The sequence below is a fragment of the Bilifractor sp. HCP3S3_D3 genome (genome assembly GCF_052063915.1).
In the GTDB taxonomy this organism is placed as follows: Bacteria; Bacillota; Clostridia; order Lachnospirales; family Lachnospiraceae; genus Bilifractor.
Genome location: NZ_JBQHWP010000022.1, coordinates 16,156 through 40,985, shown reverse-complemented (window position 1 = coordinate 40,985; position 24,830 = coordinate 16,156). Strand labels below are relative to the sequence as shown.

Here is a 24,830-nt window from a genome sequence, read left to right as displayed (position 1 = left end):
CCTCTTAGACATCCAGCTCTGCGTCCGTCGCATGATCATAGATGAACTTCTTTCTCGGCTGAACATTTGTGCCCATAAGTATCTCCGTTGTCTCAGAAGCCATGCGCGCGTCCTCGATCTCCACCCGCCGCATCCGTCTTGTTTCCGGATTCAGTGTGGTATCCCAAAGCTGCTGGGGATCCATCTCTCCGAGACCCTTGTACCGCTGCAGCGTGAACTTCTCTCCCGCATGATTTTTCCTGTATTTTTCCAGCGCCTTGTCATCGTACAGGTACTCCCCCTCACCCTTCGAGGGAATGGTCTTGTAAAGCGGCGGCATGGCGATATAGACATGTCCCTGATAGATCAGCTCCGGCATAAAACGGTAGAACAGCGTGAGCAGCAATGTCGATATATGAGCTCCGTCAACATCCGCATCGGCCATAATGATAATTTTGTCGTAACGGAGCTTTGTAATGTCGAAGTCGTTGCCGTACCCTTCGGAAAATCCACACCCGAAGGCATTGATCATTCCCTTGATCTCCGCATTTGCCAGAACCTTGTCCATGGTTGCTTTTTCCACATTCAGGATCTTTCCGCGGATCGGGAAAATTGCCTGAAAATTCCGGTTTCTGGCCATCTTCGCGGACCCTCCGGCCGAATCTCCCTCGACGATAAAAATCTCACACTTTGATGCATCCCTGCTCTCGCAGTTCGCCAGCTTCCCGTTGGCATCGAAGGAATACTTCTGCTTCGTCAGCATATTGGTCTTGGCCTTTTCCTCGGTACGCCGGATCTTTGCCGAACGCTCGGCGCACTCCAGAATAGTCTTCAGGACCGGCAGATTGCGGTCAAAATATCGCACCACCTCATCGCCGGTAACCTTACTGACCGCCTTCGCGGCATCCGGATTATCGAGCTTCGTCTTTGTCTGTCCCTCGAACCTCGGATCCGGATGCTTGATAGAAACCACAGCAGTCATCCCGTTGCGGATGTCTGCTCCGGTGAAGTTTGCGTCCTTGTCCTTCAGAACACCCAGCTCTCTCGCATAGCTGTTCATCGTCAGCGTGAACTGCGTCTTGAATCCCGTGATATGAGTACCGCCCTCGGAGTTGAAGATGTTGTTGCAGAATCCGAGAACATTCTCCTGAAAGGCACGGATGTACTGAAAAGCAACCTCCACCTGGATTCCGTCCGCCTCTCCCTTGAAATACACCGGGTCGTGAAGCGTCTCCTCGTTCTTATTCATTTCCTTTACGAATCCGACGATTCCCTCCGGCTCGGAGAAGGTGATCTTCTCATCCTTCCCATCCCTCTTATCTTCAAATTCGATGACAAGAGCCGGGTTCAGATAGGTTGTCTCATGCAGCCGGCTCTTCAAATCCTCCGCCGAAAATCTGGTTTTCTCAAAAATCTCGCCGTCCGGAAGAAAATTAATCCGTGTCCCCGTCTCTTTCGTTTTTCCAAGCTTAGGCAATAGGCCGCTGCTGTCCAGCTCCAGCACGGGCTTTCCCTTTTCGAACCGGTCGTGCCAGATATAGCCGTCTCTGCTGATCTGCACATCCATATATACGGAAAGCGCGTTTACAACAGAGGAGCCAACGCCGTGAAGTCCGCCGGAGGTCTTGTACACCTCGTTGTCAAACTTTCCGCCGGCATGCAGAGTGGTAAGCACCAGCCGTTCCGCCGGCATTCCTTTTTCATGCATCCCGACCGGAATTCCGCGCCCGTTATCAGTTACGGTGCACGAACCGTCCGCTTCAAGCACCACACTGATTTTCGAGCAGAAGCCTGCCAGATGCTCATCCACGGAGTTATCCACGATCTCATAGATCAGATGATTCAGGCCCTTACGCCCCGTACTTCCGATATACATTCCGGGACGCATGCGGACCGCATCCAGTCCTTCGAGAACATGAATACTCGATGCATTGTAACTGTCTTTTTTTGCCATGTCATACTCCATTTCAAAATAAATCCGTTTGCTTTGCGGAAATCAGTCCGCCATCCGACCGTCTTCAAAATATATCCGCGCGCTTTGCGGAAATCAGTCCGCCACCCGACCATCTTCAAAATACATCCGCGCGCTTTGCGGAAATCAGTCTGCCATCCGGTCATCCGGCAGCAGTTCACGGAACGAGAAAATAAACTCGTCCGCGATCTCCATCATCTCCGGGTGCATCCGGTAATTCGCCTTCTCGTATACGCCGACCGTGTAGAAACCGCCGGCATTCGCACCCTTAAGGCCTTCCGCAATATCCTCAAATACCATGGTCTTCCCGGGATCGGTTCCAATCGCGGCCGCTGCTTTCAGATATATATCCGGAAATCCCTTGCCTCTTTTTACATCGTTGCCCGTACAATAATCATCGAGGAGCCTCATCAGTCCGGTTCTCTCCAGGCATGGCCGGACCAGCGCATCATCCGAAGAAGTAGCCACAGCGATATGCAATCCGGATTCTTTCAGATATTTCACGAAGTTTAACGCGTAAGGCTTCAGGGGAAGATGGCTGCTGTACGCCTCCTGCGCCATATCCAGCCATTCGCGGACAAGCCCCTCAGGTGTGTCATTCTCCAGATGGAATCTCCGTATTGTGTACCTCGCTGCTTCAAGGGCACCGAGAGGCGTGATAGCCTTCTGATAATCATCGGGTACCTCGATACCCCTCTTCGCCAGAAAATCAACATCAATCTGATGCCACACGCCCATCGAATCCAGCAGAGTACCGTCCAGATCAAAAATCGCGCCTTCAAAATCCTGTATTCTCATGCCGTCTTCCTCATACCACCTCTGCCATTCGCATATGTCCAATTCTGAACACTAACGCTTTACAATTTGCCATGGAACCGGATTTTTGTCAACCCGGCCTCTCTTAACTTCTACTGGCTCAAAGCCGCTTTCATCTTCCACCGGCTCATCTTCCACCGGTTATCAGCCGCCTTCATTGTCCACCGGCTATAAACCGTCTTCCCACCGGATAAATGCCGCCTTCATTTTTCACCGACACGCATCCTTCCGCGCACAATGACTCCCTGCAGCCCCAGATTTCTGTCCAGGAGAACCACATCCGCCATTTTTCCCTCCTCGAGAGTACCGTAATGATCAAGAATTCCAAGAGCCTCTGCCGGATTTCTCGTCGCGCAGGTAACCGCCGTTTCCAGCGGTATTCCTGCTTCCCGCACGGCCGTACGCAGGCAATTCATAAGATTTGTCACAGAACCTGCCAGGGATCCGTCCCTTACAAGCGTTGCTCTTCTTCCTCTGACATCAACCTCCTGCCCGCCAAGCGTATACCTCCCGTCCGGCATGCCGGTTCCTCTCATGCTGTCGCTGATTAAAACCATCCGTTCCTCACCCATCATCCGAAAGGCCGCCCGGATCGCGGACGGATGGACGTGGATGCCGTCACAGATGATTTCACACATCACCTTCGGGCTGTCAAGGGCCGCCCCGATCACGCCGGGAGCGCGGTGTCCGAACGGCGGCATCGCATTATACATATGCACCAGATGATCCGCTCCCGCCCGGAACGCCGCAAGTGCTGTCTCGTAATCCGCGTCTGTATGCGCCAGCGCCACATGAACCCGGTCCTTCACCCGGCGGATGAAAGAAATGGCATCTTCTGACGCTTCCGGCGCTATCCCGATAAATTTCACCAGTCCCCCGGAAGCCTCCAGAAATCGATCGCAGACAGATGCGTCACATGGAATGATATATTTCGCGTCCTGCGCACCCCGTTTTGCAGAGCTGATAAAAGGTCCTTCCATATTTATGCCCACAAGTCTTGCTATGCCCTCGTCACAGACTTCTCTTCGATATTCTGCGGAGGTGCGCAGGATGCTGACGAGCTTCGAAACCGGAAGTGTCATCGTAGCCGGAGCAATGGCCGTCACACCGACAGACGACTCATATTCCGCAATTCTTTTGATCGCTTCCATCGAACCGTCACAGAAATCATCTCCTCTGCATCCATGAAAATGAAGATCAATCAGGCCGGGGATCGCATAAGCTCCCCGGCCGTCAATAATATCCTGTCTGTCCCGGAAGCCCGGCTTTCCCCTCCAAATGGAGAACGCATCTTCCATGAGGTTCGGATCATCCATTTCCCATGATCCTTCCTCTTCTTTCTGTGTATATATCCGCTCTATTTTATCATCCTTCGTGACGATGCATCCTTTATGGAAGCTCTTGTCCGGAAGGAATACCTGTATGTTCGTGATAATCATGATCTCGTTTATCTCCAGCAAAAACAGCTCCTGCTCAGAATACGTTAGATTCTCGGTGAGCAGGAGCCAGCATGATCCAGAAATACCTATTCAGCTATCTGAACATCTGCAGTCAACTGATTTACAAACATGCGACCCGATGTTTCAATATTTGTATAAAGAAAAAGCAGAACACCGAAGTGTTCTGCCGCAGTCGATAAGGGAATCGAACCCTTGTTTTCGCCGTGAGAGGGCGACGTCTTAACCGCTTGACCAATCGACCGTTTATTATAATACCAGACACAACTGTTAAATGCAAGTTATTTTTCCATTTCGAAAATCTTTATTAGTAACAGAGAAGTTCACTTTAATTTTTACGAACACAAAAGAGTTTCTCCGGATTATTTCCTTCTCCATCCGGACAAACGGCCCGCCTCTTCTTCCGCCCGGCTGAAAAAAGTGTTCCTCTCCTTCCGCGCGTGCGAAACTTTCTGTTCGAATACAACTTCCCAATGCTGCAGTTCCCCAATACGCAAAAAAGCAGAACACCGAGATGTTCTGCCAGCAGTCGATAAGGGAATCGAACCCTTGTTTTCGCCGTGAGAGGGCGACGTCTTAGCCGCTTGACCAATCGACCGAGGACTATGATAGCAGAGACCGTGAGAAAAAGCAAGCACTTTTTTCAAATTGAAGAAAGACTTTTTTCGACTCATTTTTCGACTTTTTTTCGCAAATCGAATCAGTTATACTTGTTACAGTTAACAGGAGGTTTTATATGAATAAAAAAGAAGTACTTGAAATCAGGAAACTATTTAAGCCCGACGACTGCCGGGTTGACCGGATCTGCGGCTGCTATGTGGACGGTCACAAGAATAAGATCTCGGAGATGAAGGAGGCGTTTCTCTCTCTTCCCGAGGAAGAGATCCACAAATATACAGATATCTTCAAGAAGACGCTCTCCGGACAGGTCGGAAAAAATCTACTGAACCTCGAGTTTCCGCTCAACGAAGAGGCGGAGGGCGGACATCAGAAGGACCTGATGGCTCTAAGAGACAGCCGGCTGGAGGACGACGAGCTGATCTCCGCCTTTTACGACAAGATCATCAGCTCCTATCTCTACGCAGAGAACTATCTCATCCTTCTGATCCACGGAAATTACGATGTTCCCGGTCACGGAACAGATCACGAAGAGATGTTCGATGCCTCGGACTACGTATATTCCTTTATCATGTGCAGCATCTGCCCGGTGTCTCTGTCAAAGCCCGGCCTGGTGTTCGATGCTCCCACGAATTCCTTCATCGACAAGACGCAGGACTGGATGGTGCAGATGCCCGAGACAGGCTTCCTCTTCCCCGCCTTTAATGACCGGAATACTGACATTCACTCCATCCTCTACTATTCCAAAAACGCAGAGCTTCTCCATCCTGAGATTCCGGACGATATCCTCGGCTGCAGCCTTCCGATGACGGCCGGTGACCAGAAAGAAACCTTTGATCAGATCATTGAGGACACCTTCAGTGATCACTGTGATTTTGAGGTGGCGAAGACAGTGCACCGGAATCTAAATGCGCTTCTGGAGGGGAAAAAAGACGATCCGGAGCCGACGCCTCTCGACAAGAACGAAATTCGTCACTTCCTTGAAAGCTGCGGAGCCGAGCAGGAGCAGATCGAACATTTCGAAGAAACCTACAATGACGATCCGTCCGGGGATAAGCACATCCTCGCCTCCAACATCGCCACTCCCGGCAAGTTCGAGGTGAAATCCGATGATGTGAAGATCTCCATTGATTCCTCCAGGGCAGATTTGATCGAGACCCGGATGATCGACGGCATCGAATATATTCTGATTCCGGTTACCGACAACGTTGAAGTCAATGGTATACGGATCAATTCCGGACACATCTCCGACTCCCAAAGCAATTCCTGATCCTGCATGCCCGGGGATTCCGGCAATCCCCGGACATGTGCCGCTGCGGGCATGATGAGCATCCTTTGCCGGAGATCGTTTACAGAAAGTCCTCTTTGACGGCTTACTCGTAAATATTCTTCGTCGTAAAGACACCGCCTCTGCACGGGATTATGGGATTAGCCACCTTGCTGCCGTACTGTTTGCCCGGGAGAGCCCGGTTACTTCGCAGAACCCGAATGCTCCTTCACCAGCATCAGCCCCGTGTATGTTACCGTATCCTTCCCATAGTAATACCCAAGGTTGTTGTCCTTGCAGACCTGGCTCACCAGAAGGCCATAGGCCTCCATGGATGAATGCGCCTTCTCCGGGAAGCGGCACGGAGAATCCGGATACGAACATTTGCGGCAGATTCTGCATCCGCCGCTTGACAGCGCCAGCACGTCAATATGCTTCTCTCTCAGCCTCTGAAGAAAATCCGAGAAATGTTCCTTCTGGGTCTTCTCTCCCTCCATCATACCCTCATAATCCATGGAATCTTCCAGCATCTGTGTTGTCTGAACCAGAACGCCCCAATCATACTCCATCATCCTTGCCTGACACTCTTCAATCGTCCCGCAGGCAGGCGGGCAGGTCCAGCTATGTCCATATGCATTGCATTTATCCGCCGCGCACATGTCACGCACTTCCTTCATGGTATGCCAGGTTGCTCTGTCCGCCAGCGCCATGTGCGAAAATCCGGCATCCTCTGCCATCTTCAGCACTTCCTTCTGAAGAGTATCTCTTATACTATCCGCTTTGCTGTTTTCCTGAACAAATTCTCTTTTTTCCTGTCCGCTGCTCTCCATCATAATTACCTCCTCGCATCAATCATATAACAGGCATCACCAGATCCACCCGATGCTCTCAACTTCTTATACAATCAATCCCAGTGCCTTTTACATTTCCATCATATAACCCGTCCCGGTGCCCTTTACGCTTTCATCATAAGATCAGCCCCAGTTTCTGAAAGACATGCATCAGTCCGTCTTCATCTACCGGATCTGTGACGAGATCCGCCGTCTTTTTGAGCGCAGGCAGAGCGTTTCCCATCGCCACTCCCACCTGCGCATAATCCAGCATCTCAAAATCGTTCGGTCCGTCACCAAAGGCGATGGTATCTTCTCTCCGGCCCCCGTTCGCGTCAAGATACCGCTGCATGCCGAAGGCCTTGTCATATCCGTTCATCGTGATTTCGCCGTCCACCGTATCTCCGAGCTTGAAGCTCGTCTCCACAACAGTGAAATATTTGCTGAGGTCCTCCTGCATCTGCCGGATTGACCGGCCCGCACCGTAGAAAACAAATTTATTCACCTCGGGGCTATCCTTCGGCGCATCGGTAAAAGTAATTCTGCCAAGCAGCTTTGATTTTTCTTCCAGGGTCTCCTCCGTTCCGCCGAACAGCTGCAGGACCTCTTCCCTTCTGTCCCGCGGGCAATAAATTCCGGAATCTCCCTGGAGAAAATAAAGACTTCCGATCTCATCCAGATAGTCCAGAAGCATGCTTGTTTTCTCATGTTCCACATATCTGCGAAAAACAATCTCTCCCCGACTGCGCACCATGGTTCCCGCACCGCTGACGATCCCCTGAAACAAATCGCTCTCCCGGATCCACGCGTAAATCTGCGCGTATGTCCTTCCCGAGCAGATCACCATATCATGTCCACGTTTTGCCGCTTCCCGGAGGGCATATTCCGCCGATTCCGGAAGCTCTCCCCGAAAATTTGTAAGCGTTCCGTCAATGTCCAGAAACACCGTTTTCTTGTTCAACTTTTTCACCAATCCTTATATTCTCAGAGCTCATTCAGTACCCCCTGAATACCCTTTTCTCTGAAGAGTTTTTTATAGTACGCAAGCTCATCATTGATAATCTGATCGATTGCGCGCATGCTCAGGAGCTCCACCGGTGCCTTATCGTCGGTGAGCAGAAGGTCTCCCCTCCGGTATTGTCTGAGATTTCCGCAAACCTTTTTCAGCAGCGCCTTTAGATCCGGATCTCCAATCCTGTCCAGACGATCATTGAGGGTATCCATATCCAGATCCTCATTGAGTGCAAAAAGCTCGCGGTTTGTGTATCCCTTCACATCGACCGTATACACAGAAGGAAATACAGCGGAGATTGTGTCAGAGAGATAGCTGTTGATGGATTTTTCGCCCGATGCGCGCATATTCATGTTCACTACCATGACTCCGTTCGGTTTCAGATGTTCCTTTACCATGTTGAAAAATTCCACGGAGGACATCTGAAAAGGCACCGAAATATCCTGGTAGGCGTCCACCATGATTACATCATAGGTGTGCCGGTCCGCCTCCAGATACGCCCGCCCGTCGTAGGCAGCGACCTTTACGGAATCCGGCATGTCAAAATACCTGCCGGCAAGATCTGTGATTTTCTGATCGATCTCCACTCCCTGAATCTTCGCGTCCGGGAAGTAATTTGCGCACTCCTTTGCGTACGTTCCTGATCCGTTTCCAAGAATCAGGATGTCACAGGCATCGCCCGCACGCGATTCTTCCCGGTCTCCCGCATCCGATTTTGCCTGAGCTCCCGCATCGGATACTGCCTGTGCTCCCGCGTCCGATTCTGCCTGCGCTCCCGCATCGGATACTGCCCGCGCTCCCGCATCCACGTCTGCTGCCGAATCGTCACCTGACCCGCTCTCCTTATCGGAAGCCTCACTCACCTCTTCATCCGGCACGAATCCTGCCATCACAGGCGCAGCCATCGCATAATCGTAATACATTCCTGTCAGCGACCCGTCCTTTCTGCTGATCGACTGAATGCCGAAAAGGACGTTGGTTGAGAGGATTACTGTATCCTTGTCCTCCTGAACCTGCAGATAGTTGTAGATGGATTCGCCTTCGTAAGCCAGAGAATTGTTCCAGAACGCAAAATGTCCGGAATGGCCGAAGACACTGCACACCACAAACAAGATCACCGATACCAGACAACGGATTCTTCCGGTGTTGGCGCTGATGAAATAGATCATGGCAAGTGCCAGAAGAATACCCGAGAAAATCAGGAATGTCACCGACGTTCCAACCGTCGGAATTGTGATGAAGGTCGGCGTGAAGGTGCCGATGATGCTGCCCACGGTATTCGCGGCGCCGAGCCTTCCCACGGTGCTTCCGCTGTCATCCAGACTTCGGACCGCATATTTGGTAAGAGACGGCGTCACAGTACCGAGCAGAAAGCAGGGAAATACGAAAATGACCATACACGCGAGAAAGCCCGCAGCAATCAGAAGATTGCTGCTGATCGTGACGATCAGAATGCCTGTGATCAGAAGAATAATGTATTTGCCAAGTACCGGTATGGCTGCCGTCCATACCGCGGCGATCAGCAGCCGGCGATAAAGCCTGTCAGGATCCGGATTTTTGTCCGCGCTTCTGCCCCCATAGATATTTCCCAGAGCCATCGCGATCATGATCGTGGAAATGATGATGGTCCAGACGATCTGTGAGGACGAAAAATAAGGAGCCAGAAGACGGCTAGCTCCAAGCTCCACGGCCATGACAGCCATGCCCGCGAAAAATTCTGTCAGGTAAAGATATGCTTTGTTCTTGAGGATTTTTCTTTCTTTCATCTCGTCAGTTTTCCATATTTAAATCATCTGAAAATTTTACAGGGATCCGCCTGTATCTTCTCTTGACGTGTCTGTTCTTGATGTATCCGCTCCTGATGTATCCGCTCTTGACGTGTCTGTTGCTGATGCATCTGTTTTTCTTGAAAGGACTGCTTTTTTTCTGATCTCCTCGCTGAAAGTCCGATGCTTATTCTCATGCATGATCCACCGGATAATTACATCGTAGCTCTCCGGACGGTGAGGAAAATTGCAGTCGGTGCAGTCCTTGATGATTTCATTGTTCCCGCGGCTGACAAAGACAGGATTCCCCGGACATTTCTCACTGAGATAGAAGGGACAGTAGCAGAACATGCAGTTGAAGTTCTCAAGCCCTTTATGACACGGAAAGTACTGGCAATCCCGATTTTCAAAAAAACGATAGGAATTTTTCATTTAAATCTTTCTCCTTCATCTTCCTCTGTATATTCAGCATTCTTCTCAGCGGCAATTCTGCCGCGAACTGCATACAGAATTCTTCTCAGCAATACTCCTGCCGCAGATTGCATACAGAGTTCTTTTTCATGATATTCCAGCTCTGTGAAAATGTAAAGCAGATCAGCCAGAAACGCCGCAGGAGCAGATCAGCCGCGAACGACGCCAGAGCAGATCGGCCGCGAACGACGCAGGAGCAGATCGGCCGCGAACGACGCCAGAGCAGCAGGTCACAGCCTTGGAAGCGGATACAAAAAAGAAGCCGCAGGGTAATCGGCAACCGGCCGTCCCCAGGCTTCTGTTCGGTATCTCATTCCGTATCTTGTTCTTTATCACATTGTATATCTTGTTCCGTATCTCATTCTGTCAGCAACCGTCGTGACTCATCCAATTCTGATGTAAGACCCGCGCCTATGCCTTCGGCTTCTCCTTCACGAGCTTGAATCTGTTCCGGAGAAGCTGATCGACCGCATCCGCGTCCTTCCCCAGAGCAATGGAAAATTCACTGCAAACAATCGCTTCTGCTTCTCTGAGATACTTCTCATCCACCGTCGTGAATTTCCTGCCCTGCTCCAGTCTCTTCTTCCGCTTTACAAACAATGTCTTGATCATGCTGATACAGTCTCTGACATTGTTGTTGCGGATAATATCCTTGTACTGTTCTTCGCGGAACTTTTCACTCTCAACCTCGAGAAATTCGATATCGGGGATTTCATCGATGATTGCCTCCGCGGACTGACGATCCAGTATTTCACGCATCGCCACCTTATCATTGTCTACCGGGGAATAAATCGTACTCTTGTCTGAATTAACCGGTCGTAAAACGTAATACTTACGTTTTCTGTCGCAGCCCGGCATGTGTAGCCGAGTCACATCCATTACGAGGCATGGTCCATTTGATCCATAAACTACATAGTCACCTTTCTGATACATTTTTTGCCTCTTTTCTATATGTGCTTAACCTTCAGCTGCTGAAAAAAATTCACCCATTCGTCATCAATTATGAGTATATTATAGCAAAAATCCAAAAATTTTTCCATGGTGAGTTACTGCGGGATTGCGGGAGTACGAATATGCGCGGGCAGTGAGCCACATCCGCTCACACAAAGTGTGAAGCGGTGGGGCGAACGCCGCGACAGACCGACGAAGTCGGTCACCTGTTAGCGGCACGGAAGCTGCGAAGCAGCGAAGTGACGCGGGGACTTGTACAGTATGTGGCACGACTTATCGTACGGGCATTTACTGTGGTATAATAGGAACCGGCGAGGAGTGCACAATGGTAAAAGTAAAAGAACAGATTCTGAGAGAGCTGCAGCAGAATATAGGAAATCCGGTTTCCGGGCAGGATCTTGCGGACCGGTACGGTGTCTCCAGAAATGCCATCTGGAAGGCCGTCAATTCATTAAAAAGCGAAGGATATCCCATCCTCTCTGACCGGAAGAGAGGCTATTATCTGAGGGAATCCTCTGACATTGTTTCCGAGGACAGCATCCGTTCCGAGCTTCCGGATGACATGTTTCTCGCGGATGGTTCCTGCCGTATCAGGATCTGCCTCTTCCGGGAAATCGATTCCACGAATCTGGAGGCGCAGCGCATGATCGCAGATGGCTTTTCAAGCGCCGCCCTTATCATCGGTGAACGGCAGACACAGGGACGCGGACACAACGGATCCGGCTTCTACTCTCCGGCTTCTACCGGTCTCTACATGACGCTTCTTCTCCCTTTGAACCTCATTCTGACGAAGTTTCAGCTGGTAAGCCGTGCCGCCGCTGTCGCGGCTGTCGAAGCAGTGAGGGAACTGACCGGCCGGTCTCTTCAGATCCGCAAGGTAAATGATCTCTATGACGGATCTCACAAGATAGGCGGGATCCTCTGTGAAGCAACCAGCACCGATCTGGAATCCGGAAAACTTCAGGAGGTATGCATCGGCATCGGTCTAAACCTCACAACCTCGATTTTCCCGGAAAAAACGCCGGTGCAGTATGCCTCGATCGGAGGCGGCTGTACGCGCAGTCAGCTGGCCGCAAACATCACCGCAAGGCTGATGCACACGGATTTCGAACACCCGGATGGTTTTCTGCAGAAATACAAGGAATACCACCTGAGCGAAGAGGGCAATCCGGAATGAAAAGTAAAGCCGCACCGTTCCAGAGAACGATGCGGCGATGTTTTTTCTTCAAATCTCAACTTTGCTTTCCAGCGTGAAGGAGAAGGCCACGCCGTTTTTGTAGTTGGTGGCCCAGCATTTCTGCTGATGCGCATCCATGATCGCCTTCACGATGGACAGACCTATTCCGCTGCCGCCGTAGGCTCTGGTTCTTGCCTTATCCACCTTATAGAACTTCTCCCAAATTTTGTCGAGCGACTCCTCAGGTATCGGCTTCCCGCTGTTGAACACCGTGGTTGTAACGATCCCGTCCTTCTCGGTGCAGGTGATTTCTATTCTGTCGTCACCCTCCAGATGATTCAGCGCATTGGTCAGATAGTTGGTAATCACTTCCTCGATCTTGAACTCATCACCCCAGACGTAAATCGGAGCCTTCGCGTTCAGGATAATCCGCGCTTTCTTCTGCTCGATCATCAGCTTCTCATGCGCCACGGCTCCGTTTATCAGCTCGACGAGCTCAAACCGCTCCATGCTGAGCTGGTCATTGCCGTTCTCCAGCTGGTTCAGTGTCAGAAGCTGGCGCACCATATGGTTCATCTTCTTGGATTCATCGATGATGACATCGCAGTAAAAATCCCGGCTCTCCGGATCGTCATTGACATTATCCTTCAGTCCTTCCGCATATCCCTGAATCAGCGCGATCGGCGTCTTCAGTTCATGGGACACATTTCCCAGGAATTCCTTCCGCATCTCATCGATCTGAATTTTTTCCGCGATATCTCTCTCCAGTCTGGCGTTTGCGCTCTTCAGGTCGCTCACCGCCGTCTCCAGTTTATCCGACATCACGTTGAAGTTTTTCCCCAGCTCTCCGATCTCATCTTCTCCGCCGCTGGTATAATGTGCGTCAAAATCAAGATCCGCCATTCGCTTGGACAGGCTGTTCAGCTCCAGGATCGGCTCTACAATCCGCTTTGTGACAAACCAGATGCTGATCGCGCCGATGACAATTGCCAGGAAGCCAAGGTACAGATAATAGCGGACAGAGATCTGCGCGGCCTCGGCAATGCTCTGCGCCGGAGTCAGCACCAGATAGTAGTCGCCGTTTTCCAGCGTTCCATACAGCTCCAAATACTCAATGCCGGCAAAACGGTCCTGAATCCGGATGACCGAATACTTCTCCGTCTCCTTTACCTTCGCGTAATTCCCCTCTTCCTTCCCCATGATCACGCCGAAAAGGCGTCCCGACATGGTCGAGGAATTCCTTGAATTGGTATCCAGAACACGTGAAATATTCGCGTCGGTGATTCCGTACGTCAGATTGTTGATATTTGCGAATTTATTAAAGGATTCCGGCATGGTGTCGCTGTCCGCCTCATTCGCCATGTTGTAGCTGTCCACCAGCTTATTCATCTTGACGCGCATATAATACCCGTCAACAAAAAAATACTCAAACACACCGATCATCGCTATGAACATAGCCATGATCAGGATAAAAGTCAGGGCGATCCTCTTTCTCAGTGATTTCTTCATTTATTCATTGTCCACTTCAAACTTGTACCCCATGCCCCAGATGGTCTTGATATAGTTGCCCTTGCTCCCCATCTTGCTTCTCAGCTTCTTCACATGCGTATCAATCGTCCGCGCGTCACCGAAATAATCGTAGTTCCACACATTATTCAGAATCTTCTCCCGGGACAACGCAATTCCCTGATTCTCGAGAAAATATGTGAGCAGCTCAAATTCCTTGAAACTCAGCTCGATGGGCTGCCCGTTCACAGACGCCTGGTGAGCGGATTTGTTGATCTCGATTCCGCCTGCCTCCAGAATATCGTTCTGGTTCATCTTATTCGTCCTGCGGAGGATTGCCTCAACCCTCGCCACCAGAATCTTCGGGCTGAAGGGCTTGGAGATATACTCGTCAACCCCCAGATCAAAGCCCAGAAGCTCGTCTCTCTCGTCGCCTCTCGCTGTCAGCATGATAATCGGAACCTTTGATTCCTTCCTGATCTCGCGGCAGACCTGCCAGCCGTCCATCTTCGGCATCATGACATCCAGCAGGATCAGCGCAATATCCTTATCCTCATAAAATTTGCTCAGAGCCTCTTCCCCGTCTGCAGCCTCAATGACATTAAAATTATCTTTTACAAGGAAATCTCTGACCAGCTTTCTCATCCTCGCTTCATCATCAACTACCATTACCTTTAGTTTGTCCATATCCCATTTCTCCTTATCTGATACAATTCAGGGATGACCTTCTCATGCAATGCAGCGCATCCTTTCGCCTGTTATGATCAAAGGTAACACAACCGGCGCCTGCAATGCATGTCATTCTTTTTTCAAACAAACACCAGCTTCTGATCGGCTGTTATATACTCATCGAACCCATACAATTATAATTATAGAGAAACATTGTGTAAAAAATGTGATGAGTCGCGGAGCAAATGATCATTTGGCTTCAGCCTGTATACTTCCGGAACATTCTGAAGTCTTTTCGCGCCTGCCAGCCGATCTTCACAATTTTCTTTACGTTCATGGAATTCTTTCCTCCCTGACGCGGTCCGAATGTAATCGGAATGAACTTCACCCTTTTGTGAAAGCGGACGCCAAAGGTCGTCAGCATGACATTCGGAAGATTGTAGTTCGCCGGCATCATCGGAAGAAACTCCTCCAGATAAGCTCTTGTCATCAGACGAAACGGCGCGTTCGAATCCGGAACAGACACCCTGAAATAATACTTCAGTATCCGGCAGAGCACCTTCTCTACAAATGCCCGATTCTTCCCGTCTCCGCGCTTCGTGCGGTTCCCGAAGATGGCATCGAAGGATTCCCGCTGCTCCCAGAACGCTTCAAATTCCGCAGGATCTGTCTGCCTGTCCGAATCCGTCTGAAAGATATAATCCGCTCTCTGATCAACTGCGTACCTGTACGCAAATAAAAGGGCCGATCCATGTCCCCCGTTCGGTTTCGTCAGCGGCTGCAGAAGAGGCATGTTCACGGCAAGCTCCTGCAGAATCTCATAGGTATCGTCCCGGCTCCCATCATTTACGACCACCAGTCGTGATTTTTGTCCCGCGCTGTGTCTCTCTACGACCGGATACCAGTCTCTGACCATCTGCCTGATGTTTTCTGACTCATTGTACGCCGGCACAACAATAAAAAGCACATCATCCATCTTCTTTCTCTCCATTGGTTCCAAACCAGCCTTCAGGCTCCCGGCCTGCATCAATAATTACAGCTTAACGGAATCCGGCGGCTCGATCAATACCCGAATCTCCCCACAGGCCGGAGTTCTGGGCCGGAATTCCGACCCATTGCCACGGATCCGATCGTTTGCATTTTTTATGGAATCCTGTATACTGAATTACGCGAATTACGAGAAAAGCATGGCTGTCCAACACCAACCTGCTTTAAGTATTCTGTGGCCCGGACCGCTGTTGTTCTTTGTTTTGTCCGGTATTTATCCTTCATTCATTACATTCTTCTTGTTTTCGGAGCAGTCCTTATGAACGACATCAAAAATTCTCACAGTGCTTTCCGTTCCGCCTTTCCCCATACCATACCGGTAATGGCGGGCTATATCTTTCTCGGGATCACCTACGGCATTCTCATGCGGACATCTGGCTTTCCCTGGTGGTATCCGACTTTGACGGCGCTGATCGTCTATACCGGGTCTATGGAGTTCCTTCTGGTCTCCATGCTTCTGTCTGCCTTCCATCCCCTGTCCGTCTTTGTCACGGCAATCATGGTCGGTGCCCGCCACCTGTTCTACGGAATCTCCCTTCTCAAAACTTACCGGAACGTCGGCTGGAAAAAGTTTTATCTCATTTACACCACCAGTGATGAAACCTTTTCCGTCATCTATACCACTCCTGCTCCGGAAGGCGTAGACCGCGGCAGCTTTTATTTCTGGATTTCATTTCTGGATCAGATGTACTGGACACTTGGGACGACTCTAGGAGGCCTTCTGGGAGGTCTCATTACCTTTGATGTCGAAGGCCTTGATTTTGTCATGACTGCCATGTTTGTTGTAATTCTGATGAATCAGTGGATGAAGGACGGCACGCGTATGAAAACCCTGATAAAGGATCATATTCCCGAGCTGATCGGCATCCTCGGCTCCGTGGTGGCCCTGCTCATTTTTGGCGCGGATCATTTCATCATACCCGCCATGATACTCATACTGGCACTTCTCATGAGCTTCCGCAGATTTCTGGATCCGTCCGGTGCTCCTGCTGAACTGCAAAAAACAGCGGCACGTACAGACACAGCAGACACAGGCACAGACACAGCAAAGACAAGTATAGAAGCATCAGACACAAGCAAAGACACAGCAAAGACAGGAACAGTCACAGCAGGCACAAGTACAGACACAGCAAAGACAGGAACAGTCACGAAGGAGGAACGCCATGACTGATATGCCGCTATACCAGCAGTTCATAACCATCGGAGTTGCCGTTCTCGGCACCGTCCTGACCCGGTTTCTTCCATATATCCTGTTCCCGGAAGGGAAAAAAATCCCCCGGGTCATCAACTACCTCGGCAAGGTGCTGGCGCCTGCCGTCTTCGGCCTTCTGGTCATCTACTGCCTGCGAAATGTGAATTTTGCCGGCGCGCACCACGGGCTCCCGGAGCTTATATCCATCGCTGTAGTCATAGCGCTCTTTGTCTGGAAGAAAGGGATGATTCTTCCCATGGCCGGTGGAACCGCCTGCTACATGCTTCTGGTACATTTTGTGTTCTGACAGTGATTCTGACAGCATAATAAAAGAGCCGCAGACAGCACGTCATCAAATGAACACAGGTAAACGAGATAAAACACGCTGCGCGAGTTTTATCTCGCTATCGCGACACTCGCCGCACACGAATACTTCGCATTCGGCTGCGGCTCACTGTTCGCGTAAAAAAACAGCTCCGCAAATTCTTTATAGAAAATGCGAAGCTCTTCTTAAAGAAAGAGTATGAAGAAAAAGTATGCGAAGCTCTTTCGTACGGAGCAGACGAAAGAATAAAGCCCATTATGATCTAACAATTTGCAAACAAACACAAAACAAAAAATCCCGGAAACCCTTGTAAATAAAGGATCTCCGGGATTTTTTCAAGTGGACCAGGCGGGAATCGAACCCGCGTCCGAAAACCTCTCTGTCCGGCTTCTTCCATCACAGTCAGTCTATTGACATTCCCTCTGCCGTATGCCGCCTGACAGGCTTACGGTTTCAGTAGCTTCATAAAATCCGCCATACCTCAAAGCTTTGGCATGACAGTTCCCCGTCTTGGATAATGCCGAAACAGGAAGGCACGGGAACCCTCCTGCCCGACAGCTGCTTTAGTTAAGCAGCAAGCGCGTAACTATCGTTATCAGCGTTTAAATTTAATTGTCATGTTTTTACGTGGTCACGGCTTCCACGGATGGCTTCCCGAACTTCAAAATCCCCGTCGAAACCAGTACTAGCCCGTATAATAATCATACAGCTAATAACGGAACCGCCTTCCGACACGGAAAGCGTCCCTCTGGTATATGATTCAGTATTCCTTAAGATACCACAGCTTATTGCCGATGTCAACGGGTTGCTCTTACAGTTTCCCCTTTCTCCGTGTTCTCAATTGCAAATAGTATAAGGTATCTTGACAGCACGGCTATGCATGATAGAATCATCAACGGCGCCCGATCAGGCCTTTTCATTCGCAATATTACACAGCTGATCTATGCGTTTTAATATATACATGGGACTGCTTGATCTATGCGTTTTAACATATGCATGGGGCTGATCCATTTGTTTCAATAATAAGCTGCCGGCGACTATAGAAGGGAAAAAATATCATGTCAGAAATCATGTCAGATACCAATACACAGATTTCCGGGGGAATCCGCCGCATGACAGAAGGAAGTCCATTCCGTCTCATCCTGCGTTTTATGATTCCGGTCTTGCTGGGACAGCTTGTACAGCAGACTTACAATATGGTTGATTCTATCATCGTCGGAAGACTTCTCGGCGCGAGCGCACTGGCGGCGGTCGGCGCCTCCTCCAGTGTCCAGTTTATGGTAATCGGATTCTGCAGCGGTGCCTGTGACGGGTTCGCCATACCGGTTGCCCAGCGTTTCGGCGCCCGCAAAATGCAGGAAATGCGCCGGTACATCTACCACACCGTGATCCTCACCATTCTCTGTGCCGCTGTACTGACGACGGCTACGGCCATTTTATGTCCGCAGATCATCCAGGTCCTGCACACGCCGGAAGGCATCCGCCGTGACGCGGATCAGTATCTGCTCATCATTTTTCTCGGCCTGCCCTTTACGTTTTTCTATAATATGCAGGCTTCGCTTCTCCGTGCAGTGGGGAACAGCCGGGAGCCGTTTCTGTTTCTTGCCATTGCCGCATCGCTGAATATCTTTCTGGATCTGTTCTGCGTAGCTGTTCTGAAATGGGGCGTTGCCGGAGCTGCTGTCGCAACCATCACCAGCCAGGCGCTCAGTGGTCTGATGTGTCTTCTGTACATTGCGCGCAGCATGAAATTGCTGCATCCTCAGAAGGAAGATCGGGTATGGAGCGGAAGATACGCCAGAAACCTGCTTGTCATGGGCCTTCCGATGGGACTGCAGTTTTCCATCACAGCAATTGGAAGCATGGTTATGCAGGCCTGCAACAACAGTCTTGGCAGTCTTTATGTCGCCGGATACACGGCGGGTGACCGGATCGAGCAGTTTGTCATGTGTCCGTATGTCGCTCTGTCCTCTTCGATCGCGACGTATGTGGGGCAGAACTTTGGTGCGGGAAAATATGACCGCATACGGAAGGGTGTCCGGGAGGGTTTCCTCATGGGCCTGCTGTATGGCGTGATCTTTGGCTCGCTCATGGCCTTAACCGGAAGAGACATTGCGATGCTCTTTCTAAATGAATCCCCGGATTCCTCCCGGATTCTGGATATCACCGCGCAGTTTCTGAGAACCGTTGGATTCACGTTCTGGCTGGTCACCTCTGTCAATGTATTCCGCCCCGCGATTCAGGGAATGGGGCAGCCCGGCAAGGCGATCTTCTCCGGTGTCATCGAAATGATTGCCCGCACAGCTTTCGCACTCGGAACGCTCCCGGTTCTTGGATTCACAACCATCTGCTGGACCCATCAGTCAGCATGGATTACCGCTGGTCTGTACGTTCTTCTCATGTTCCGCGCAATTATCCGGAAGACATCTTCCTGACCGTCAGCCCCGCCTGTAATCGGGTCGTTCTGATGTGTCCGGATCTGTCACAGATTCCGGATCTTGAACTCGCGCTCCGTCTCGCGGCGCATGTCCTTCTTCGCGATATCCGCCCGCTTGTCATAGAGCTTTTTGCCTCGCGCAAGTCCGATCTCGACCTTGATTCTGGAATTTCTGAAATAGACCTGAAGCGGAACAATCGTGAAGCCCTTCTGGGCAGATTTCTGCTGAAGTTTCAGAATCTCATTTTTATGCATGAGAAGTTTCTTGACGCGGAGCGGATCGCGGTTGAAAATATTTCCCTTTTCATAAGGGCTGATATGCATTCCGTAGATAAAAATCTCTCCGTCCTTGATTCCTACGTAGGATTCCTTGATGGAGCACTTTCCCATGCGGCAGGATTTTACCTCTGTGCCGTGCAGCTCAATGCCACACTCATACTTTTCATCGATGAAATAATCATGGTAAGCTTTTTTGTTATTCGCAATCAGCTTCGTTCCCTTTTCCTTTGCCATTTCCGTTCTCTCCCTCGTCATCATCTTCCGCAAGGACAAAATCTATCTGGCGGAGCCTTGCATCTGCCCTGACCGCCTTTACCCGGAGCTTCTGTCCGATTTCAAATATCCTTCCGCTATTTTTCCCAGTCAGCGTCATGGCGCTCTCATCGAAGATATAGTAATCGCCCTTCAACGTTGACACATGCACCAGCCCCTCAATTGTGTCCGGACGCTGTACGTAGATTCCCCATCCGGTGACACCGGTTACCTGTGCTTCCGTCACCTCTCCGAGATGTCCGCCCATGTATCTGGCCATCTCGATTTTATTGGTCTCCCGTTCTACCTCAACGGACCGCCGCTCAAGCGCGGAGGATTTCCAAGCGACATCCTGCATGATCCGGTTGTAATACGACAGTTTTCTTCCGGTCAGATTCCCGTGAAGATCATCCTTGATGATCCGGTGGATCTGAAGGTCCGGATATCGCCGGATCGGTGATGTGAAGTGGCAGTAGTACTGTGAGGCAAGACCGAAATGACCGCCGTTTTCCGGCGTGTATCTGGCCTGCTGCATGGATCTCAGAAGCATGGAGCTGACAAGCGATTCCCGGGGCGTCCCCTCTGCACGGCTGATGATCTTCTGCACTTCAGAAGGCGTGATGTGATGCCCCGCCTTTTCCGCAGAGATCCCCATGGAGCGCACCAGCTTCAGCGTATCCTCAATTTTATCCTCATCCGGGCTTTCGTGCGTCCGGTACAAAAATGGCACCTGCTTGTCAAAATACGTTTTCGCAACCACCTCGTTCGCGGTCAGCATGAACTGTTCGATCAGCTTTGTCGCAGCTGTCGGATAAGACGGACGGATCTCCACCGGGTGTCCCATCCGATCCAGCCGGATTTTTGTCTCCGGAAATTCGAAATCAATCATGCCGCGATCGTGGCGCTGCTGCTCAAGTTTTGCCGCCAGGTCACGCATGTCAAAAAGCATGGGAAGCACATCCGCGTATTTTTCCCTGAGCTCGGCCGGATTCTCCGTGAAGATCCGGTCCACTTCGGAATAAGTCATGCGATGCGAGCTGCAGATCACGCTTTCCACAATCCTGCTGCCGCGGATATTTCCCTGCCTGTCCATTTTCACGATGCAGGACAGCGTAAGTCTGTCCTCGCCCTCGTTCAGAGAGCAGACCCCGTTGGAAAGCTTTTCGGGCAGCATCGGAATCACACGGTCCGCGAGATAGACAGAGGTTCCTCTCTTCAGCGCTTCCTTGTCCAGCGCGCTGCCAGCCACCACATAATTTGTGACATCCGCGATATGCACACCAAGGATATACCCCGATCCGTCCCGCTCGAGCGAAACCGCGTCATCAAAATCCCGGGAATCATCTCCGTCGATCGTAATGATCTGCCGGCTCCTCAGATCGAGACGACCGGCGATGTCCCCCGGACCTGGGCAGGCGGGAAATCCGGCTGCCTGATCCAGAACCTTCTGCGGAAATTCAGCGGGAACCCCATATTCCAGCACTACCTCGGTGAGTGCTGTCGCCGGATCATCCGGATCCAACTTGCGGATAGCGTTCCGGATCTCCGCGGTAATAACCCTTTCGCTGCGCGAGTTTCCGCCCGCCTCAGAACCCCTGCGGCTCCTCCCGCGGGATTCCCGGTCGCCATGACGGGCATCAACGCGCTTATGGCCGTTCAGATCATCGCGGCGGAAACCGGATTTCTTACCGTCCGTAAGATCGCCGCGGCGGAAACCGGATCTCTCATCATCCGAAAGATCATTATGGCGGAAATCTGACTCCCTATGGCCCGCAAGAAAAGCAGGCTCCCCGGACCCGATTTTTTCTGCCGGATCTCCGGGCCTGACCATTTCATAGCGGCCCTCTTTGTCCTTTCGGATCTTGTGCTCCAGAACCAGAGCGTCAAGCGCCTCCATCATATCCTTAACCTTTGCCTTCGGTACGTCCAGAAGAAACGCGATATCCTTCGCGCGCATCGGCTTGTAATTCTTTGATCCGATCAGATCGGCAAGTACCTTCCGTTCCTTTTTTCTTGCAGCCTGTCTTCTGCCCGCGCGGCGGCTGTATGTCTTTTCTCTTCCTCGGTCCTCGGAATTTTTTATGTTTCTGTATTTTTTCATCATTACCCTTTTTAAAATAAGCTCAACTGGTCTCATTGTCTCAAAAACAAAGAAAGGCTGCTGCAATGATCTGCAACAGCCCTACTATGTCTTATTCATCAGAAGCTCATATTCAGAACAACCGCAAGTCCGACAAAGACAATCGCCATGATCCTTGTCAGACGGATCAGATTGCCCTCCTTTGAACGGCCCTTGTTCTTGCTCCAGTACGTATCAGAGGTCGTTGCCATACCGGCGATCGCGCCAAGACCTCTGTCCTTGCCCTGCTGCATGAGTACGACAATGATCAGCGCTACGGAATCTATTGCAAACAGAACTGTCAGTACAGTGCGAAGAATAACCAAAACAAACCCTCCTGTTTCTAACCAAAAAACTCACGAATATAATATTAGCATACCTATTCAGGAAATTCAACCCGCTAATTTCATGAATTCCGCAGCCTGATTCATGAATTCTGCGCATTTCGGCAGCTTCTTTCTCTACAGATCCTCCAGAATGATCGTAAACGGACCGTCATTTACCAGCGAGACCTTCATATCCGCACCGAAAATACCCGTCTGAACCACCGGTACCTGTTCTCTGGCCTTCCGTATGATGTACTCGTAGAGCGCATTTGCCTTATCCGGATTTCCGGCTTCCAGGAAGCTCGGCCGGTTTCCCTTTCTGCAGTTCGCGTACAGGGTGAACTGGGATACCAGAAGCAGTTCTCCTCCGACATCCTGAAGGGAAAGGTTCGTCTTGCCCTGACTGTCCTCAAAAATACGCAGCCCGATCAGCTTCTTCAGATATTTGTCGGCGATTTCCTCCGTGTCGCTTTCGCCGACGCCGATCAGTACCAGAAATCCCTTCCCGATCTCACCGGTCGTTCTGCCGTCCACCTGAACCCTTGCCTCTGTGACTCTCTGTACCACAAATTTCATGCGCCTTCTCCCTGTTTCTCTGCCTCAGTATGCATCTGTGCCGCGTGTCTTCGCCATTCAATGAACGAGATAAAACACGCTATGCGAGTTTTATCTCGCTATCGCGGCCCTCGCCGCACACGAATACTTCGCATTCGGCTGCGGCTCACTGTTCGCGTAAATAAAGCCGTTTCCGCCGCTCTGCTGTCTCCGGAATCCCATCCGTCCGATTTTCTGTCTCTGTCTCAGGCACTTATCATGAGCACACCGTCAGTCAATTCTTCTCAGAGAACCTTTGAGAGAAAATCCTGCAGCCTTCCCGCCTTCGGATGATTGAAGATCTCATCCGGGGTTCCCTGTTCCATGATGATGCCGTCCGCCACAAACATGACGCGGTCCGCCACCTCTCGGGCGAAGCCCATCTCATGCGTAACCACTGCCATCGTCATTCCGTCATCAGCCAGTTCCTTCATTACATTCAGAACCTCTCCTACCATCTCCGGATCAAGAGCAGATGTCGGCTCATCGAAAAGCATCACCTTCGGGTGCATGGCGAGTGCCCGCACAATCGCAATTCGCTGCTTCTGTCCGCCTGACAGACTGGAAGGATAGGCATCCGCCTTATCCAGAAGCCCAACCCGTTCAAGCAGCTTCTCTGCCTCGGCATCCGCCTCGGCCTGATTCATGCGTCCCGTACGCACCGGAGCGAGGGTGATGTTTCTCCTGACGGTTTTGTTCGGAAAGAGATTAAAATGCTGGAATACCATTCCCATCTGCTGACGCATCTGATTGATATCCGTCTTGTCCGACGTGATGTCCGTTCCGTCAAAGATGATTTTTCCGGACGTCGGAATCTCCAGAAGATTCAGGCATCGCAGAAAAGTGGATTTTCCCGATCCGGACGGACCGATGATCACGACCTTCTCGCCCTCCGAGATATGATCCGAAATATCATTTAAAACCGTATTGTCACCGAATTTTTTGACCAGGTGCTCGACCTGGATCAGTGCTTTAGCGTCTGTCACTTTTACGCATCCTCCTCTCAAGGATTCCCAGAAGCCAGGTGAGAATCATGACAACCACCAGGTACATGAGGGCAATTCCGATTAAGGGCATAAAGGCCTGATAGGTCTTCGCCTGGATCTGCATCGCAACCTTCGTCAAATCCGTAAGTCCAATGACCGTTACCAGGGATGTATCCTTAAACAGTGTGATCAGCTCATTGCCGAGCGCAGGGAGGATATTCTTGACCGCCTGCGGGATAATGATGTCCTTCATTACCGTGGTATAGCCCATTCCAAGCGACCGTCCCGCTTCCATCTGCCCCGGATCGATGGACATGATACCGCTCCGGATGATCTCGGATACATAGGCTCCCGAGTTGATGCCAAGAGCAAGGATGGCAACTCCCACAAGGTTCCGGCTCGCCGCAAAAATAACAAATCCCATAATCAGAAGCTGAACCATCATCGGGGTTCCGCGAATCACCGTCGTGTATACCTCACAGATAATGTTCAGGACTTTCAGTCCTCCGCTGACCTTTCCGATTTTCTGCTGATCGTGCATGGTACGCACAACCGCGACCAGGATCCCGAGTATGATACCGATCGCCAGCGCGCCAAGCGTCACAATAATGGAAACCCTCAATCCATCCAGATAACGTTTCCATCTGTCAGCCGCCACAAAGCTCTGATAGAAATTGTCGCGCACACCGGCCCAAAATTCTGCCACTGCTTTTTCCTCCCGACTTGAAATTCATCATGCAACACAGAGACATGCATAATTATTCATATATTACTAAAAAAAA

General features: G+C 50.8%; 22 protein-coding genes, 2 tRNA genes and 1 other RNA gene. 5 read left to right on the top strand and 20 right to left on the bottom strand.

Features of this window, described 5'->3' with window-relative positions; genetic code table 11:
- Positions 1-4: 4 nt before the first annotated feature.
- The 5 genes from ACTNDI_RS11960 to ACTNDI_RS11940 all read right to left on the bottom strand — a co-directional run bounded on the left by ACTNDI_RS11960 (position 5) and on the right by ACTNDI_RS11940 (position 4,822).
- A complete protein-coding gene (locus ACTNDI_RS11960) occupies positions 5-1,933 on the bottom strand; it encodes a DNA gyrase/topoisomerase IV subunit B (protein WP_441101207.1) in 1,929 nt (642 codons plus the stop codon).
- A gap of 144 nt (positions 1,934-2,077) precedes the next feature.
- The gene (locus ACTNDI_RS11955) at positions 2,078-2,749 is read right to left on the bottom strand and encodes an HAD family hydrolase (protein ID WP_441101206.1); all 672 of its coding nucleotides are present in this window, start codon (positions 2,747-2,749) and stop codon (positions 2,078-2,080) included.
- Between the two features lie 221 nt (positions 2,750-2,970).
- Positions 2,971-4,206, bottom strand: coding sequence for an N-acetylglucosamine-6-phosphate deacetylase (gene nagA, locus ACTNDI_RS11950; protein ID WP_441101214.1), 1,236 nt, complete (start codon positions 4,204-4,206; stop codon positions 2,971-2,973).
- A 190-nt stretch (positions 4,207-4,396) separates the two neighbouring features.
- Positions 4,397-4,468 (bottom strand) — tRNA-Glu (locus ACTNDI_RS11945).
- 282 nt (positions 4,469-4,750) lie between these two features.
- Positions 4,751-4,822, bottom strand: a tRNA-Glu gene (locus ACTNDI_RS11940).
- Between the two features lie 138 nt (positions 4,823-4,960).
- Between ACTNDI_RS11940 and ACTNDI_RS11935 the strand changes: the two genes are divergently transcribed.
- Complete coding sequence (locus ACTNDI_RS11935) at positions 4,961-6,112, top strand: DUF4317 domain-containing protein (RefSeq protein ID WP_441101205.1); 1,152 nt, start codon at positions 4,961-4,963, stop codon at positions 6,110-6,112.
- A 200-nt stretch (positions 6,113-6,312) separates the two neighbouring features.
- On the opposite strand, the gene ACTNDI_RS11930 is transcribed toward ACTNDI_RS11935, so the two are convergent.
- The 5 genes from ACTNDI_RS11930 to ACTNDI_RS11910 form a co-directional block, all read right to left on the bottom strand.
- Positions 6,313-6,942 carry a DUF2284 domain-containing protein gene (locus ACTNDI_RS11930; RefSeq protein ID WP_441101204.1) on the bottom strand — a complete coding sequence of 210 codons (630 nt, stop codon included), beginning with the start codon at positions 6,940-6,942 and terminating at the stop codon, positions 6,313-6,315.
- Between the two features lie 133 nt (positions 6,943-7,075).
- On the bottom strand, positions 7,076-7,909 hold the full coding sequence (locus ACTNDI_RS11925) for a Cof-type HAD-IIB family hydrolase (RefSeq protein WP_441101213.1): 834 nt from the start codon (positions 7,907-7,909) through the stop codon (positions 7,076-7,078).
- Positions 7,910-7,923: 14 nt separating this feature from the next.
- Entirely contained in the window at positions 7,924-9,717 is a 1,794-nt protein-coding gene (locus tag ACTNDI_RS11920; RefSeq protein WP_441101203.1) for a fused MFS/spermidine synthase, read from the bottom strand.
- Between the two features lie 36 nt (positions 9,718-9,753).
- Positions 9,754-10,149 carry a cysteine-rich small domain-containing protein gene (locus ACTNDI_RS11915; protein ID WP_441101202.1) on the bottom strand — a complete coding sequence of 132 codons (396 nt, stop codon included), beginning with the start codon at positions 10,147-10,149 and terminating at the stop codon, positions 9,754-9,756.
- 450 nt (positions 10,150-10,599) lie between these two features.
- Positions 10,600-11,121: a CarD family transcriptional regulator gene (locus tag ACTNDI_RS11910; RefSeq protein ID WP_441101201.1), complete on the bottom strand. Its 522-nt coding sequence runs from the start codon at positions 11,119-11,121 to the stop codon at positions 10,600-10,602.
- 343 nt (positions 11,122-11,464) lie between these two features.
- Between ACTNDI_RS11910 and ACTNDI_RS11905 the strand changes: the two genes are divergently transcribed.
- Entirely contained in the window at positions 11,465-12,316 is an 852-nt protein-coding gene (locus tag ACTNDI_RS11905; RefSeq protein WP_441101200.1) for a biotin--[acetyl-CoA-carboxylase] ligase, read from the top strand.
- A gap of 48 nt (positions 12,317-12,364) precedes the next feature.
- Here the strand turns inward: ACTNDI_RS11905 and ACTNDI_RS11900 are convergent, their stop codons facing one another.
- From ACTNDI_RS11900 to ACTNDI_RS11890, 3 genes are all read right to left on the bottom strand, one after another.
- Positions 12,365-13,825, bottom strand: coding sequence for an ATP-binding protein (locus ACTNDI_RS11900; RefSeq protein WP_441101199.1), 1,461 nt, complete (start codon positions 13,823-13,825; stop codon positions 12,365-12,367).
- Positions 13,826-14,509 (bottom strand): response regulator transcription factor, encoded by a 684-nt coding sequence (locus ACTNDI_RS11895; protein WP_441101198.1) that lies wholly within the window; start codon positions 14,507-14,509, stop codon positions 13,826-13,828.
- 241 nt (positions 14,510-14,750) lie between these two features.
- On the bottom strand, positions 14,751-15,482 hold the full coding sequence (locus ACTNDI_RS11890; RefSeq protein WP_441101212.1) for a glycosyltransferase family 2 protein: 732 nt from the start codon (positions 15,480-15,482) through the stop codon (positions 14,751-14,753).
- Positions 15,483-15,797: 315 nt separating this feature from the next.
- On the opposite strand from ACTNDI_RS11890, the gene ACTNDI_RS11885 reads away from it, so the two are divergent.
- Together ACTNDI_RS11885 and ACTNDI_RS11880 are read left to right on the top strand one after the other, a co-directional pair.
- Positions 15,798-16,709: an AzlC family ABC transporter permease gene (locus ACTNDI_RS11885; protein ID WP_441101197.1), complete on the top strand. Its 912-nt coding sequence runs from the start codon at positions 15,798-15,800 to the stop codon at positions 16,707-16,709.
- Positions 16,702-17,037, top strand: a complete 336-nt coding sequence (locus tag ACTNDI_RS11880) for a branched-chain amino acid transporter permease (RefSeq protein WP_441101196.1) — start codon at positions 16,702-16,704, stop codon at positions 17,035-17,037. Before ACTNDI_RS11885 ends, ACTNDI_RS11880 begins: the two co-directional genes overlap by 8 nt.
- Before the next feature lie 355 nt (positions 17,038-17,392).
- On the opposite strand, the gene ssrA is transcribed toward ACTNDI_RS11880, so the two are convergent.
- Positions 17,393-17,747, bottom strand: a transfer-messenger RNA (tmRNA) gene (ssrA, locus tag ACTNDI_RS11875).
- Positions 17,748-18,113: 366 nt separating this feature from the next.
- Here ssrA and ACTNDI_RS11870 point away from each other — a divergent pair.
- Complete coding sequence (locus tag ACTNDI_RS11870) at positions 18,114-19,490, top strand: MATE family efflux transporter (protein WP_441101195.1); 1,377 nt, start codon at positions 18,114-18,116, stop codon at positions 19,488-19,490.
- A gap of 47 nt (positions 19,491-19,537) precedes the next feature.
- On the opposite strand, the gene smpB is transcribed toward ACTNDI_RS11870, so the two are convergent.
- The 6 genes from smpB to ACTNDI_RS11840 form a co-directional block, all read right to left on the bottom strand.
- The gene (smpB, locus tag ACTNDI_RS11865) at positions 19,538-20,005 is read right to left on the bottom strand and encodes an SsrA-binding protein SmpB (protein ID WP_441101194.1); all 468 of its coding nucleotides are present in this window, start codon (positions 20,003-20,005) and stop codon (positions 19,538-19,540) included.
- Positions 19,968-22,124, bottom strand: a complete 2,157-nt coding sequence (rnr, locus tag ACTNDI_RS11860; RefSeq protein WP_441101193.1) for a ribonuclease R — start codon at positions 22,122-22,124, stop codon at positions 19,968-19,970. Before rnr ends, smpB begins: the two co-directional genes overlap by 38 nt.
- A 98-nt stretch (positions 22,125-22,222) precedes the next feature.
- On the bottom strand, positions 22,223-22,468 hold the full coding sequence (gene secG, locus ACTNDI_RS11855) for a preprotein translocase subunit SecG (protein WP_441101192.1): 246 nt from the start codon (positions 22,466-22,468) through the stop codon (positions 22,223-22,225).
- A gap of 135 nt (positions 22,469-22,603) precedes the next feature.
- Positions 22,604-23,044, bottom strand: a complete 441-nt coding sequence (gene dtd / locus ACTNDI_RS11850) for a D-aminoacyl-tRNA deacylase (protein ID WP_441101191.1) — start codon at positions 23,042-23,044, stop codon at positions 22,604-22,606.
- 263 nt (positions 23,045-23,307) lie between these two features.
- Entirely contained in the window at positions 23,308-24,048 is a 741-nt protein-coding gene (locus tag ACTNDI_RS11845) for an amino acid ABC transporter ATP-binding protein (RefSeq protein WP_441101190.1), read from the bottom strand.
- Complete coding sequence (locus ACTNDI_RS11840) at positions 24,035-24,754, bottom strand: amino acid ABC transporter permease (protein WP_441101189.1); 720 nt, start codon at positions 24,752-24,754, stop codon at positions 24,035-24,037. Before ACTNDI_RS11840 ends, ACTNDI_RS11845 begins: the two co-directional genes overlap by 14 nt.
- Positions 24,755-24,830: the final 76 nt, after the last annotated feature.